Here is a 14,921-nt window from a genome sequence, read left to right on the forward strand (position 1 = left end):
CCAATCCGCCGCTCATCGATGCGATTGGCGGGCCGGGGCTGGTCAGGGCGGTAGAATTGGTGGCGCGCTGGCGACGCCGGTGAGCGGGCCCGGCAACCACGCCATCAGCAAGGCAGCCCGACCATCCCGGCCATCGCGGCGGTGGACGGATTCAGCCTGGCCTTGCCGGCCGGCCATTCATCCCGGATGCCGCTATCGCGACCCGTTGGCGGGCATGCCGGCTACATGCGCATCAGCAAGCCGCCATCGACAGCAAGCTCGATGCCGGTGATGTAGCTCGCCGCGTCGGAAAGCAGGAACAGGGCCGCGTTGGCCATGTCCTGCGGCGTGCCGATGCGGCCGAGCGGCGCGTAGCTCGCGACGGCCGAACGCTTTTCCTCGGTGTCCCAGCGCGCCTGCAGCGGGGTCAGCGCCATGCCGGGGCAGATGGCGTTGGAGCGGATGCGCTCGCCGGCCAGCTGCATGGCGAGCGATTTCGACAGCGCGCAGACGCCGGCCTTCGAGGCCTGATAGGCGTCCTGCGGGTTGGCATCGCCGCGATACCACTGGATGGTTGAAAAGTGCACCATGGCACCACCGCGGCCGCCGGAGCGCATGTGGGGGACGACCGACCGCGCGGTGTGCACGAAGGACTTCAGATTGATCCTGAACACCTCGTCCCAGACGTCGAGATCCATTTCGAGAGCCGACTTGTCGCGACCGAACCACAACACGCCAGCGACATTGGCAAGATAGTCGATGCCGCCGCGCTCGCGGCCCGCCGTGCCGACGACCTGTTCGACGAAGGCGGCGTCGGTGAGATCGCCCTGCGCGAAGGCGAGCCGGTCGTCATAGGAGGCGAGGGACGAAGGACGTGGCTTCACGTCGATGGCGGTGACGGAGGCGCCGGCATCGAGCAGCGCCAGCGTGATGGCTTCGCCCATGCCGCCGCCTGCCCCGGCGACGACCGCATGCCTGCCGGTGAAATCATAAACGATCATCTGCAACCCCTCATGTGCTCCGCCAATGCGCGATGTCAGGACAATAGGGGCGGATAAAAATTCCATCAAGCGGTATTAGAAAAAATTTGCCAAAATGGAAAATAGCGATATCGTGCCGGGATCGATCCTCTCTCAGCTCGAATGGATTTCACGACCATGAACCTGCATTCCGGCGCGCGGACCTTCTCCGTGACCTCTCCCGTCGACGGCTCGACCTACACGACGCGTGCCTATGCCGATGGCGCCGCGATCGAGGCGGCGCTCGCCCGGGCCCGCGCCGCCTTGCCATCCTGGCGGCGGATGCCGCTGGCCGACAGGCTGGCGATCCTGCTGCGCTTCGGCGAGGAGATGAAGGCGCGGGCAACGCCGCTGGCCGAGATGGTGGCATGGCAGATCGGCCGGCCCTTGTGGCAGGCCGACGAGACGCCGCGCCTGGCGCTGGTCGGACAGCTGCTTGCCGACATAGCGCCGGAGACGTTGGCCGACGTGCCTTACCCCTCGGACGAAACCATCCGCCGCTATGCACGGCCGGTTGCTGGCGGCCTGCATCTGTCGATCTGCGCCTGGAACTACCCGACAGCCATGCTAGGCTATCTCGTCACCGCGCCGCTCGTGGCCGGCAATGTCGTGATCTTCAAGCATTCCCCGCAGACGCCCCTGATCGCCGAACTGGCCGAGGAAGCTTTCCGCGCCGTCGGCGGTCCCGAGGGCGTGTTCCAGAGCCTGCATCTCGATCATGCCGATGCCGAGCGCCTGATCGCGTCGGGCGCCTTCAACGCGGTGAACTTCATCGGTTCGGTCAATGGCGGCCGGCGCGTTCATGCCGCCGCCGCCGGCACTTTCACCCAGGTGCATCTCGAACTCGGCGGCAAGGATCCGACCTATGTCCGGGCCGACGCCGACCTCGAGGCGACAATCCCGCAGATCGCCGAAGGCACCTATTCCAATGCCGGCCAGTCCTGCTGCTCGGTCGAGCGCATCTATGTCGACAAGGCGATCCATGACCGCTTTGTCGAAGCCCTGGTCGCCGAGACGGCGAAATGGACCATCGGCCATCCCTTTGGCGAGAAGCCGATGATCGGCCCGGTGGTGCGGGCGAGCGCCGCCGACACGATCCGCGATCTCACCGAACAGGCGGTACGGGCAGGGGCCCGGCGCCTGATGCCGCGGGACGGCACCCTCAAGGCGTCTGGCCTCGGGGCGGCCTATGTCGCGCCGGAAGTGCTGGTTGGCGTCGACCACAGCATGCAGATCATGCGCGACGAGCTGTTCGGGCCGGTGGCTTGCGTCCAGTCCGTCAGCGGCGACGAGCAGGCGATCGGCCTGATGAACGACAGCGATTTCGGCCTCAGCGCCAGTATCTGGACCAGGGATATCGAGCGCGGCGTGGCGCTGCTCGACGAAGTCGAGGCCGGCACCGTCTATCTCAACCGCTGCGACCACGCCGACCTGTACCTGCCCTGGGGCGGCATCAAGAATTCCGGCCTTGGCCGCACCAACGGCCGCGCCGGCCTGACGGAAGCGACTGCGGCGAAGGCCTATCATGTCCGCTCCGTCATCGGCTGATCCGAGGAGCGGCAGGATGAACGTGGCGAGCCTTGCAGGGCTTGATGATGCGACCATCACCGCGCTGGCCGCGGCCGGCGTCGAGCGGCTGCGCACGGAGGCGGCCAGCCCCTATCTGCTGATCGCCGAACATGCGGGCAATCTTGTGCCCGCGCCATGGCATGATCTTGGTCTGGCGATGCCCTATCTCGGCACGCATTTCGCCGTCGACATCGGCGTCGACGCCTTGACGCGCCGGCTCTCGCAAACGTTGCGGGCGCCGGCCGTGGTCGCGCATTATTCGCGCCTGTTCCTCGACTACAACCGCCCGGCCGGCGAGTGGGACTTCATGCGCCCGGATCTCGGCGGCATTCCGGTGTCCGGCAATCTGGCGCCCGATGCGACGGACCGCCGGCTGCGCACCCGTATTGCCTGGGAGCCGGTCGAACAGGCCATCATCGAGGCGGCGGCGGGAAGGCAGGCGCTGATTTCGATCCATTCCTTCACCCCGGTGATGGGCGGCGTGCGGCGTAATGTCGACATCGGCGTGCTGTGGCGGGAGCCGTCGCCCTTCGTCACCTCGGTGCTGAAAACGCTTGGCGCGCAGGGTGCGGAGGCCGGGTTGAGGATCGGCGACAACGAGCCATATGACTGGCGTCAGGCCGTTGGCTATACGCTGAACCGGCACGGGCTCGAGCAAGGCAGGCCCTGCCTCTATCTCGAAGTCCGCAACGACCTGCTTTCCGATCCGGAAACATTCGAACTCGTCAGCCGCACCCTGGAGGGTGCCTTTGCCACCGTCGCGATGTCGCTATGGCCAAAACCAGCCATAGCCGTCTAAAGGCTGGACGCTCCCATGCCACGCCGCTAGAGCTTGTCGAATTGGAAACACGGCAGCCAAGGGCGTGGGCGATGCAGGGCAATGTGGGCAGCAAGATCCGGGATGCGCGCAAGGAGCGCAACATCACGCTGCGCGATCTCAGCGAACGCTCCGGCCTTTCGGTGTCGCAACTGTCGAAGCTCGAGAACGGCAAGGCCCGCCTGACGGTCGACGTCGCGCTGATGATCGCCGGCGTGCTGCATGTGCCGGTGGCATCCTTCCTGTTCAGCCCGAAGCCGGGCATGCAGGCACGACGCTCGATCACGCGCGCTGGCAGCGGCATCCTGCATCAGGGCAATGCAATGGAATTCGAGGTCCTGTGCAGCGATTTTCGCGACAAGACCAACATTTTCTGGCGTGTCACGCTGCGGGCGAAGAGCTTCGAGGAAAATGGCGGCTGGCGCAGCCATTCGGGCGAAGAGTTCATCCACGTGCTCAGCGGCAGCCTGGAACTGCACACCATCCACTATGACCCGACGGTGCTGCAGCCGGGCGACAGCATCCTGTTCGACGGCGAAATGCAGCATGCCTATGTCGCGCTGGGCGACGAGCCGGTCGTCATGCTGATGTCGAACACCGTGCCGCGCGACGGGCTTCCGGCCGGCGCCGGGGTCTGATCCTGGTCGGTCGGACCCGGGGGATTCCGGCCGCAAAACGCGGCGTCTCAAGAATATTTTCTAAAATGGAAAAAAATACTTGTTATGGAAAAGTCGGAGGTCTAGCATCCTGTTGACCGGCCGACAGGAGAAATAGCCATCGACCGGGATGGGAGATGTGACCGATGCTGTCGGTTGAGTCAGTCAGCAAGACCTTTGGCGGCGTGCAGGCCCTGCGCGGTGCCTCGCTGTCCTGCGAGGCCGGCGAAATCCTCGGCCTTATCGGCCCCAACGGCGCCGGCAAGTCCACCCTGGTCAATGCCATTTCCGGCGTGCTCAAGCCCGACACCGGCAGTGTCCGGCTGGCAGGCAGGGAAATCACCGGCCACGGCCCCGAGCATTGCGCGCGGGCAGGGGTTGCGCGCACGTTCCAGACCATCCGGCTGTTCAGGGAATTGACCGTTCGGCAGAATGTCGAGGTCGCCCATATCACCTGCCAGTCCGTTCGGCCGGATGCCGCGGCACGCATCGGTGTCGACCAGCTGCTCGCCCAGTATCAACTGGACAGCTTCGCCGACGTTCCGGCCGGCACGCTTTCCTATGGCAGCCAGCGCCGGCTCGAAATCGCCCGCGCGCTGGCGTTGGGTCCGTCGCTGCTGCTGCTCGACGAGCCCGCGGCCGGCCTCAATGAAGGCGAGTCCGAGACGCTGGCGTTGGCGATCGAAGGCATTCGCCGCGATGTCGGCTGCGCCACCATCGTCATCGATCACGATCTGCGCTTCATCAACCGGCTTTGCGACCGGCTCTGCGTCATGGACCAGGGCCAGGTGATCGCCTCCGGGCAGACCGAAGCGGTGTGGCGCGATCCGCGCGTCATCGAGGTTTATGTCGGGCAGTCCGAGACATCGTGACGGCGCCCCGGAACGGCAACAACAAGGGAGAAGGAGGGGTTCAAATGGACAAGATGATTCTGGGAGCCGCGATCGTCGCGGCGGGACTTTCGCAGGTGGCGCATGCTGGTGCCGCCGACCTGAAGATCGGGCTCGCGGTGGCGATGACCGGCACTTACGCACCCTACAGCGAGGCCGAAGGCGCGCGCTGCATGGCCGACAGGCTGAACAAGGCCGCAGGCGCCGGTGATCCCAAGATCGAGCTGATGATCGAGGACAATCGTTCCGATCCGCAGCTTTCGGTTTCGCTCGGCCAGAAATTCCTCGATGCCGGCGCGCAGATCATCACCGGCGTGCCGTTCCCGGACGCGCTGATCCCGACCGCGCAGATCGCGGCGCCCTACGGCGCCACGGTCTTCTCGGCGCCGAACACGCAGCTCGAGATGCAGCAGGCTGGCCTCGACAATTTCATCGCCGGCGCGGTGCCCGATCCGATCAATGCCGCGGCGACAGCCAACGCGCTCTACGGCAAGGGCGCGCGCAGCGTGGCGCTGATGGTCTCGCCCGATGCCGGTTCCTATTCGGAAAAACTGCCGGAATGGTTCGGCGAGGTGTTCGAGCATCTCGGCGGCAAGGTTGTCTCCAAGCTCAACTATTCCTGGGGCACCACCGACTGGTCGCCGCAGATCGCCAGCATCAAGGCCTTGCCGCAGAAGCCGGACGCCATCCACATCTGCGGTGTGCTGCCGGATGTCGGCATTTTCATCCGCCAGTTGCGCGCCAATGGCTATGACGGCTGGGTCGCCGGCTGCGACGCCTTCGACGACAAGTCGCTGGAAGGCACCGTCGGCGATCCGGCGTCGCTGGAAAAGGTGATGTTCGCCACCCATGGCGCGACCGGCGTCGACAGCCCGATCGACAAGTTCCTGGCCCAGTGCAAGGCCGATGGCTACAAGATCAACGGCATCTTCGACGCGCTCGGCGCCGACATGGTCCAGATCAGCTACGAAGCGGCGAAGAAGTCGGGCACCGTCGAGCCCGCCGCCTTGCGCGAGGCGATCCGCGCGCCGGGTGGCTATCCCGGCACCACGGCGCCAGTCATTTCTTTCGCCGAGAAGAAGGGCTACCCGGTGAAGGCCGTGCCGGTGATGGGGTTCTCGAACGGCAAGCGGGTGCTGATCACCGATACGCCGCCGACCTTCGTCCCGGCGCTGAACTGAGGCAGGCAAGGATGATGGATCGAGCCTTCGCAGCGCAGGCCCCGTCGTGCTGACGGTCGACAATCTGGTCGTCCGCTATGGCGCGGTGACGGCGGTGCGTGACCTCAGCCTGAAGGTCGGGCGGGGCGAACTTGTCGCCCTGCTCGGTCCCAACGGTGCCGGCAAGAGCTCGACCATCAACGCGCTGACTGGTCTGGTCACGCCGGCCTCCGGCCGCATCGTTCTCGACGGTCAGGACATCTCGCGGGTCCGCACCGAGGACCGCATTCGAGCCGGGCTGACCTCGACGCCGGAGGGCCGGCACATCTTCGCCAATCTGACGGTCGGCGAGAACCTGCGGCTCGGTGCGGCGACACGGCGTGACCCGAAAGGGGTACGCCAGGACATCGAGCGCTTCCTGGCGCTGTTTCCCGTGCTTTCCGAACGCTACGGGCAAGCGGCCGGCACGCTTTCGGGTGGCGAGCAGCAAATGCTGGCTATCGCCCGGTCGCTAATGTCGCGGCCGAAGCTGCTTCTGCTCGACGAACCGTCGCTGGGACTGGCGCCGAAGATCGTGGTGCAGATCTTCGATTTCATCGGCGAGCTCAAGGCGGAGGGGCTGACGCTGCTGGTGGTCGAGCAGAACGCCAAGCAGGCGCTTCGTTTCGCGGACCGCGTCTATGTCGTCAGCGCCGGTACGCTTCGTCACAGCGGGCCGCCGGCAGGCCTCGCCGACGAACACGGCCTCTTCAATCTCTATATTGGCGGGTAGGCGGCGACATGGACTATGCCTTGCAGCAGCTTCTCAACGCGCTGGCCTTCGGCGCGGAATATTCGCTGGTCGCGCTCGGCCTCGCCGTGGTGTTCTCGATCATGGGCCTGGTCAATTTCGCGCATGGCGAAATCATCGGCGTCTCCGCCTACAGCGTGTTCCTGGCGGCGGCACTTGGGCTGACGTCGCCGATCGTCGCCGTACTCCTCGCCGTCGCCGCCGCCGCACTGGCGGCGATCGCCTTCGAGCGGGTGGCGTTCCGGCCGGTGCGCTACGCGCCGACGACGACAGGGTTGCTGACCGCCTTCGGCGTCAGCATCGTGGTGCAGAACCTGTTCATGCTGCTGATCTCGCCAAAGCCGCAGTCAGTCTCGATCCTCAACGGGTTGAACCAGATGTGGTTCTTCGGCCCGTTTGCTGTGTCGTCGCTGCAGGTGATGGAACTCGTCGTTTCCGGCCTGACCATTCTGGCGCTGGTGCTCTTCCTCAACCGCTCGACGCTTGGTCTGGCCATCCGCGCGGCATCGCGCGATTTCGCCACCGTGCGGCTGATGGGGATCAGGGCAAACCGGGTGATTGCAACGGCCTTCGCGATCTCGGGCGCGCTGGCGGGCATCGCCGCCGTGTTCATCATCGCGCGGCGTGGCAGCGTTTCGCCCGATCTCGGCTTCAGCCTGGTGCTGAAGGCATTCGTCGCCTGTGTGATCGGCGGCTTCGGCTCGCTGGCGGGAGCGGCGGCCGGCGGCATGTTGCTCGGCTTCATCGAGGTTGGCCTGCTCGTCGCGCTGCCGCAGGAATATGGGGGCTTCAAGGATGCGCTCACCTACGTGATCATCGTCGCGCTGCTTGTCTACCGGCCGGAAGGCCTGCTCGGCCAGCGGGTCGAACTCGGCGACAAGGAGATTTAAGGGTGGCGAGATCTGAGGTGTCGCAGGCAATCGAAAATACCGTGCTTCCTGCCGCCGCCGTCGCGCAGCCCGGCGGTGCGCTGACACGGTCGCTGATCGGCGGGCTGGTGACGTCGCTGCCGGTGCTGATGGTCGGGCTGGCGATCCTGAATTTCGCGCCGACCTACTACACTTATCTTGCGCTCGGCGCCTTCGTGAACCTGATCGTCGTCGTCGGCCTGCAAGTGTTCATGGGCAACAGCAACATCGCCAATCTCGGCCATAGCGCCTTTGTCGGCCTCGGAGCCTATGGCGTCGCCATCCTCTCGACACCGCTGGCGATGAAGAAGCTGTCGATCCCCAATGCACCGTTCGGCTTCGCGACGCTGCAGCTCGATCCGGTGTCATCCGCGCTCATCGCGCTTGTCGTGGTCGGCATCCTTGCCGCCGTCAGCGGCAAGGTCATCAGCCGCCTGTCGGGCGTCGCGGCGACCATTGTCAGCCTGGCGCTGCTGATCATCGTCCACTCGGTGTTTCTCAACTGGACCGACCTGTTCAAGGGCAACCAGGCCTTCTTCGGCATTCCGAAGGTGGTTGGCCTGCCGTGGATGATGGTGTTCTCGGTGGTGGTGATCGTGCTGGCGCGGCTGTTCAAGGACAGCCGCTGGGGCCTGCAGCTGAGGGCCAGCGCCCAGAGCCCGCAGGCCGCCGCCGCACTTGGCATCGACGCGAGGCGCCTGCGGCTGATGTCATGGGTGCTGTCGGCGCTGATCTGCGGCCTGGCTGGTGTGCTCTACGCCTATTTCGCCGGCACGATCAGCCCCAAGCTGTTCTACTTCCAGATGATTTTCAACACGCTGGCGATGCTGATCCTGGGCGGCATGGCGACGGTGACAGGTGCTGTGACCGGCGTCATCGTGCTTTCGGTCGGGCTGGAATTCATCCGCAGCATCGAATCGGGCGTGACGATCGCCGGCATCCAGCTGCCGCAACTGCTCGGCCTGTCGGGCGTGGCACTCGGCGTCGTCATCGTGCTCTGCATGGCGTTCCGGCCAAGCGGCATCAGCGGCCGCTACGAGCTCGACGAACTCTTGTCGCGATTTTTCAGGCGCAGCGCGAAATAGCGCAGCCCCTTGGTTTTCCTGGTGGAGGTTTGAAAGTGGAATTTGAGGACAAGGCCGCGGCTTACGCGCCCAAGCTTGAGGCGTTGCAGAAGAAACTCGCGGCCGACGGGGTCGAGTTCATCGAGGTGCATACGGTCGACACATCAGGAGCGTTCCGCTCCAAGATCGCGCCGCTGAAACTCTCGACCCATGGCGAATCGATCAACGCCATCCTCTATTGCGTCACCCATGGCGACGGCCAGCCGATGGGCGATGTCGCCTTCGCCTCGCCCAGCGCCAATGAGGAGAACGGCTTTCCCAACATCAAGGGGCTCATCGATCCGGCGACCGTCGTCCGGCACGGCTGGAAGCCGAAATTCGCCTCCGCCATCACGCGCTCCTACATGCTCGATGGCGCTGTCTGCCCGTTCGATCCGCGCGGCGTGCTGGCTCGCGTCGAGGAACGCGCCAAGGCGCTTGGCTACGAGCCGATGTTCGCGCTCGAATACGAGTTCGGCATCTTCCACGCCGACCACGACCTGATGCGCGCCGGGCGTTACCGCGAGCTGAAGCCGTGGGGGCATTCGCTGATCAACTATGATCTGGTGCGCAGCGGCGAGTATCAGGATTTCGCCGCCGAGTTCATCACCCGCATGAAGAGCATCGGCATCGGCGTCGCCTCGCTGGTCACCGAATATGGCTATGGCATGTATGAATACGCGCTGACGCCGAAGAGTGCGCTGCAGGCGGCCGACGACGCCATGCGCGCCAAGCTGCATCTGCGCGAACTCTGTGCCGAGCGTGGCCTGGTCGCCACCTTCATGACGCGCTTCCAGCCGCCGGGCAAGGAAAGCGCCTGCGGCGCGCATCACCATGTCAGCCTGTGGCGCGACGGCAAGCCGGCCTTCGCCGCCGGCCCGAACCGGCTGACGCCGGTCGCCGAGAAATTCCTCGCCGGCGTGCTGAACCGGATGCAGGAAACGCATCTCCTGTTCCGGCCGACGGTCAATTCCTACCGCCGCTTCGACCGTGGCGCCTGGTCGCCGGAAGACGTCGCCTGGGGTTTCGAGAACCGCACCGCGCCCATCCGCGCCATCACCACGCCGAACGACGGCGCCTGCCGGCTGGAGCACCGCGCGCCGGGAGCCGACATCAATCCGTATCTGTCCATCGCGGCGATCCTGGCGGCGGGCTGCGAGGGTATCGAGAAGGACCTGCCGCTCGAAGCGCCAGTGACGTCGAACCTCGCCAATCTCGACAAGCCGAAACTGCCGCGCACGCTGAATGCGTCGATCGAGGCCTTCGCCGCATCAGACTTCTGCGCCGACGCCTTCGGCGAGACCTTCCGCGACAATTACGCCGAGAGCCGGCGCGCCGAGCAGGCGGCATTCGATGCCTGGCAGGCCTCGCACATCACCGACTTCGAATGGCAGCGCTATTTCGTCAGCTGATTGCGGCTTCAGATGCCAAACCAAACCGGCCTGCTTCTCGCCGGCCGGTTTGGCTGGAGCAAAGATCAGATCAGCCGCAGACGCGGACCTGCTCGATCACCCTGTGGTGGTGGCGCCAGTGCTTGATCAGCTCGATATGGCAGCGGTAGCGGTGATGCCGGTGATGGCGACGGTACTGGCCGTCATTGTAGTCGCCATATTGCACGTCGCTGTTCTGATCGTTGCCATACTGGTTGTCCTGGTTGTCATAGATCCGCCGGTCATGATGGCGGCGAATGACGATCTGGCCGTTGTCGGACTGGTCGTCCGGTGAATACTGATTGTTGTCGTCGGACTGAATAATCACACTTGCGGCCTGCGTTGGCGCAATAACAGCGGCTGTCGCGGCCAATGCCACCATGGAAGCCAGGAATAACTTTTTCATGTCTCGTCCTCTCGCGGTTTCAGCTACGTCAACTCGCGGAGAGACTTAGCGTTCCACCAGCGATCCATAAGCTTTTCAGAGCGTTGGGCGTCAAGCTCGCCATCAACGGCTGGGGCAATGGCCCTACAGGCGAACAAAGGCTGTCAGCGGCAGGTGATCCGAGGCAACCCGCGAAAGCGGCGTGTCGTGCGCTTCCACGGCTGAGATCATCCCGTGCCGGTTGGCCATGATGCGGTCGAGTGCGAGCAGCGGTAGGTTCGACGGGAAAGTGGGAACCGCCGGCGGCAGCGGTCCAAAGGTCACATGCAGCGTCTTCAGTGACGAGCGATTGCCAAGCCGCCATTCGTTCAGATCGCCGAGCAGCAGCGTTGGCGTTTCGTCGGGGCTGTTCATGATGTCCAGCACGACCTGGGCCTGCTGCGATCGCGACCGGCGCAGCAATCCGAGATGGGCCGCGATGACCCGCAAGGTCTGGTTTCCGTCGAGATCGATTTCCGCCACCACGGCGCCGCGCGGTTCCAGCCCCGGGAGCCTGATCTGATGCACGTCGCGAACGACGCCCTTCTTGAACAGCAGAACATTGCCGTGCCAGCCGTGCCCTTTGCCATTGGCCGCAATCGGCACCGGCACCAGACCGGTTTCCAGTTCGAGACGGGACAGGTCGAGAAGCCCGTCGCGATCGCCGAAGCGGTTGTCCGCTTCCTGCAGCGCGATGACATCCGGGTCGATTTCGCGGATGACGCGGCTGGTGCGGTCGGGATCGAACTTGCGGTCGACACCGATGCATTTGTGGACGTTGTAGGAGGCGACCAGTGTTCCCGTGGCGCCCGCCTTCGTTGACGACGCGGCGTTTGCCTTCCGCATCCTCCTGTCGCGGATGGATAGAAGCATGCTTGCCGGGAGGCTGCGTCCAGTTCTCTGCATGTCTGTGCTGCTCGTCCTTGCTGGCTTCGATTCAGAACCTGGATACAGTCAAGATAGAATCCGTCGGCGTATGTTCAATGACAGGCGGGCTCCCGAAACAAGCCTGTCCTGCCTAGAGATAGGGTGAGCCGAGCCACAATACCCGGTCAAACAGTCGAATGAGGAACGGCCGGGCCCGCAAGGAGTCGAGCGTGACCGGCACGGCGGAGGTAATTGCCGACCCGATCCGCGTCTCGATCTCGCCGGCAAAGGCGGTATCGAGGACCTCGAGGTCGATCTCGAAATTCAGCCGGAGCGACCGGGCGTCAAGATTGGAAGAGCCGACATAGGCCCACACGCCGTCGATCGAAAGCAGCTTCGAATGGTCGAAGGGTCCCTCCTTGCGCCAGACGCGGCAGTAATGCTTGAGGACCTGATCGAACTGCGCGGTCATCGCGCGATCGACCAGGAAGAGGTTGTTCACCGCCGGCACCACGATGTCGATCTCGACGCCGCGCCTTGCCGCGGTCGTCAAGGCGCTGATCAGTTCGCGGTCCGGCAGGAAATAGGGCGACATCAGGCGGATCGATTTGCGGGCGACGGAGAATGCGCCGATCAGCAGCTTGTGGTTGGTCTCGATGCTGGCGTCCGGACCGGACGCCACCGCCCGCACCAGCATCGGCAGGCCGGGGGCCGGCGACAGCGGGGCAATCCGCCAGGCATCGCCCTTCAGCGCCTCGCTGGCAGCGAAGCGCCAGTCCTCGGCGGCAACCGAGAAGAGATCGGCGACAACCGGGCCGGTGACCCGAAAATGCGTGTCCCTGGCGCTGCTGGAGCCGGCAAACTCGTCAGAGAAGCCCTTGCGGATGTTCATGCCGCCGGTAAAGGCGACCGTGCCGTCGACGACGAGGATTTTCCGGTGCGTCCTCAGATTGGCGTAGGGCAGGCGCAGGCCCATGACGATGTTGCCGTTGAAAACATCGGCGGTGATGTTGGAATCGCGCAGATGTGCCAGGATGCTTGGCACGGAGTAGCGGGCGCCGACGGCATCGATCAGCACGCGGACGGTGACGCCGCGCCGGACGGCGCCGGCGAGGGCATCGACGAAGAGCAAACCGACGGCGTCATTGTCGAAAATATAGGTCTCGAGCAGGATGCTGCGTTCGGCGCCATCGATCGCCGCGCGCATGGCGGCATAGGCCTCGTCGCCCGTCTCCAGCACGGTGATTGCATTTCCCGGCTTGAGCGCGCGCCGGGCCACCCTGTCGCCCAGTGTCCTCAAGCCGGTGAACCGTGGCCCGTATCGCTCGACGATCAGGGCCTCTTCAGCGGCGATGTCGCGGTCTTGCTTGGCGGATGCCGCATCGTTGGCCAGCGGGCGCTGCGCGCTGATCGAGGCGCGACGAATGCGGTTTATGCCGGCCACGGCATAGATCAGCACGCCAAGGATCGGCGACAGCACCATCACGCCGACCCAGCCGGTGGCCGCGCGGACATCCTCCTTCGTCATGACGGCGTGGATAATGCCGACGGTCGCCATCACCACAGAAATGATCGCGAGGAATCGTGGCCAGTGAGTCGCCAGGGTCTCCAACATGGCCGCGACTATCCAGCGAGCGATTGCAGAACGCAATGCGGCCGATCATGCTCGGCATGCTTGCCGCCGCCTGGTCTGAGTCTCAGACAGGCTGCGCGGGGTCGGGGATCACGATGCCGACGCGGTAACCGGTGAAGACGCCGCCCAGCTTTCCGCGATGGCGACGATCGCGGCGTTGATCGGTCCGCTCGGGATCGTCGGCATCACCGAGGCGTCGACGACAAAGATGTTGTCGAAGCCGTTCAGCCGCAAGTCGGGGTCGACGACGGCGTCGGCATCCTGGCCCATCCGGCACGTGCCGGCGGGATGATGATGCGTGGAGGCTGCCTTGGCGATGAAAGCGTCGAGATCGTCATCCGATTGCACGGATGATCCCGGTAGAACCTCCACGTCGCGCCATTCGTCGAGCGCTGGGTGACGGCCAACAGCGCGCGCCGTCTTCAAGGCCATCCGGAAAACCGCTCGGTCGTGCTCGGTTTCGAGATAGTGCGGATCGATGACCGGCGCATCGCTGCGGCCCGGCCCGCCTGGCGCGATGCGCCCACGGCTCGTCGGATGGGTGACGCCGCACAGGATCGTGAAGGCGGAGCCATAGGGCGGCGCACCCAAGCCATCCGCGGCTGACGGAGCGACGACGCAGCCGAGCACGATGTCGGGACTTCCCGCGGAACGGGTCGGGTCGTCGCTGTGCAGGTACATCAGCGATTCGGAGTGCTGCAGGCGGGACGGAGGCACCGGCTTTTTCGCGGCGTAGACATTGCCGAGCGCCAGCAGATGGTCCTGCAGGTTGCGGCCGACATCGCGCCGGTCGGCAAGGCAGCGGATGCCCGCCTGCTTCAGCGTGTCTGGATCGCCGATGCCCGACCGCATGAGGACAAGCGGCGAGGACACCGCGCCGGCGCAAAGAACGATCCTGTCGGCGGAAACCGTCATGGGATCTCCATTGCAGACGACAGCCACGCCGGTGGCCCGGTGGCCATCCAGCACTAGGTGCTCGACCTCGTGGGCTGTGAGCAAGGCGAGGTTCGGCCGCGCCATGATCTCCGGGGGCAGATAGGCGTCGGCGACGCTCAGGCGGTTGCCGTCGCGGATGTTGAGCGAATTGGGGCTGGTGCCGACCAGTTCGCCGCTGTTGTGGTCGGTCAGGGTGGGGACCCCCATGGCTCGCCCGGCGGCGATGTAGGCACGCACGACCGGACTGACCTCGGCGTCCGGCAGGTACACGTCCAGCGGTCCGTTGCGGCCGCGTGCTGGCGCGTCGAAGGCCGTGAAGGCTTCGCTGCGGACAAAGCCCGGCAACAGTCCTCGATAAGACCAACGTTCGCCGCCCGCTTGCGCCCAGGGTTCAAAATCATCGGGATGGCCACGCACATAGGCCATGGCATGCAGGCAACTCGAACCGCCGACGATTTTTCCGCGCGGCCATTCATGGACGCGGTTGGCGGTGAACGGTTGCGGCACGGTCCGGTAGGCCCAGTCGTAGGCGCGGCCTTGCAGCATCGTCCATTTCAGAGGGTCGGCGATATCTGGATCGGATGGCATGACGCCGGCCTCGATGAGGCCAACCTGGCACGAGCTGTCCTCGCTCAGCCGGCTGGCCACCACCGCCCCGGCGGATCCCGCGCCGATGACGAGCACATCGAAATGGCGTGTCAATTTGAAAGTCCCCGCGAGCAGGCTGGTTGGCTAGAACG

The 14,921-nt window shown here is 65.0% G+C and carries 14 protein-coding genes; 9 read left to right on the plus strand and 5 right to left on the minus strand.

The features are described from left to right. Positions 1-221: 221 nt before the first annotated feature. A complete protein-coding gene (locus OOJ09_RS09915; protein ID WP_256751574.1) occupies positions 222-980 on the minus strand; it encodes an SDR family NAD(P)-dependent oxidoreductase in 759 nt (252 codons plus the stop codon). 156 nt (positions 981-1,136) lie between these two features. Here OOJ09_RS09915 and OOJ09_RS09920 point away from each other — a divergent pair, with 156 nt between their 5' ends. The 9 genes from OOJ09_RS09920 (at position 1,137) to OOJ09_RS09960 (ending at position 10,303) form a co-directional block, all read left to right on the plus strand. Further along, entirely contained in the window at positions 1,137-2,546 is a 1,410-nt protein-coding gene (locus tag OOJ09_RS09920) for an aldehyde dehydrogenase family protein (protein WP_269905046.1), read from the plus strand. A 16-nt stretch (positions 2,547-2,562) separates the two neighbouring features. Then, positions 2,563-3,366, plus strand: a complete 804-nt coding sequence (locus OOJ09_RS09925) for an N-formylglutamate amidohydrolase (RefSeq protein WP_269905047.1) — start codon at positions 2,563-2,565, stop codon at positions 3,364-3,366. A gap of 71 nt (positions 3,367-3,437) precedes the next feature. Then, positions 3,438-4,022, plus strand: a complete 585-nt coding sequence (locus OOJ09_RS09930; protein ID WP_269905048.1) for a helix-turn-helix domain-containing protein — start codon at positions 3,438-3,440, stop codon at positions 4,020-4,022. 164 nt (positions 4,023-4,186) lie between these two features. Then, positions 4,187-4,912, plus strand: coding sequence for an ABC transporter ATP-binding protein (locus OOJ09_RS09935; protein ID WP_269905049.1), 726 nt, complete (start codon positions 4,187-4,189; stop codon positions 4,910-4,912). A 44-nt stretch (positions 4,913-4,956) separates the two neighbouring features. After that, positions 4,957-6,111, plus strand: a complete 1,155-nt coding sequence (locus OOJ09_RS09940) for an ABC transporter substrate-binding protein (RefSeq protein ID WP_269905050.1) — start codon at positions 4,957-4,959, stop codon at positions 6,109-6,111. Between the two features lie 46 nt (positions 6,112-6,157). Then, positions 6,158-6,862, plus strand: a complete 705-nt coding sequence (locus OOJ09_RS09945; RefSeq protein WP_269905051.1) for an ABC transporter ATP-binding protein — start codon at positions 6,158-6,160, stop codon at positions 6,860-6,862. An 8-nt stretch (positions 6,863-6,870) separates the two neighbouring features. Further along, positions 6,871-7,770: a branched-chain amino acid ABC transporter permease gene (locus tag OOJ09_RS09950; protein WP_269905052.1), complete on the plus strand. Its 900-nt coding sequence runs from the start codon at positions 6,871-6,873 to the stop codon at positions 7,768-7,770. 2 nt (positions 7,771-7,772) lie between these two features. After that, positions 7,773-8,873, plus strand: coding sequence for a branched-chain amino acid ABC transporter permease (locus tag OOJ09_RS09955; protein WP_269905053.1), 1,101 nt, complete (start codon positions 7,773-7,775; stop codon positions 8,871-8,873). Between the two features lie 35 nt (positions 8,874-8,908). Further along, positions 8,909-10,303, plus strand: coding sequence for a glutamine synthetase family protein (locus OOJ09_RS09960; protein ID WP_269905054.1), 1,395 nt, complete (start codon positions 8,909-8,911; stop codon positions 10,301-10,303). Positions 10,304-10,373: 70 nt separating this feature from the next. Here the strand turns inward: OOJ09_RS09960 and OOJ09_RS09965 are convergent, their stop codons facing one another. The 4 genes from OOJ09_RS09965 to OOJ09_RS09980 form a co-directional block, all read right to left on the minus strand. Beyond that, complete coding sequence (locus tag OOJ09_RS09965) at positions 10,374-10,727, minus strand: hypothetical protein (RefSeq protein ID WP_269905055.1); 354 nt, start codon at positions 10,725-10,727, stop codon at positions 10,374-10,376. 123 nt (positions 10,728-10,850) lie between these two features. Then, positions 10,851-11,651, minus strand: coding sequence for an endonuclease/exonuclease/phosphatase family protein (locus OOJ09_RS09970; protein ID WP_269905056.1), 801 nt, complete (start codon positions 11,649-11,651; stop codon positions 10,851-10,853). A gap of 112 nt (positions 11,652-11,763) precedes the next feature. Next, positions 11,764-13,227 carry a phospholipase D-like domain-containing protein gene (locus OOJ09_RS09975; RefSeq protein ID WP_269905057.1) on the minus strand — a complete coding sequence of 488 codons (1,464 nt, stop codon included), beginning with the start codon at positions 13,225-13,227 and terminating at the stop codon, positions 11,764-11,766. 108 nt (positions 13,228-13,335) lie between these two features. Beyond that, the gene (locus OOJ09_RS09980) at positions 13,336-14,883 is read right to left on the minus strand and encodes a GMC family oxidoreductase (RefSeq protein WP_269905058.1); all 1,548 of its coding nucleotides are present in this window, start codon (positions 14,881-14,883) and stop codon (positions 13,336-13,338) included. Positions 14,884-14,921 lie beyond the last annotated feature (38 nt).

Source organism: Mesorhizobium qingshengii (assembly GCF_027563465.1).
Taxonomy (GTDB): domain Bacteria; phylum Pseudomonadota; class Alphaproteobacteria; order Rhizobiales; family Rhizobiaceae; genus Mesorhizobium; species Mesorhizobium qingshengii_A.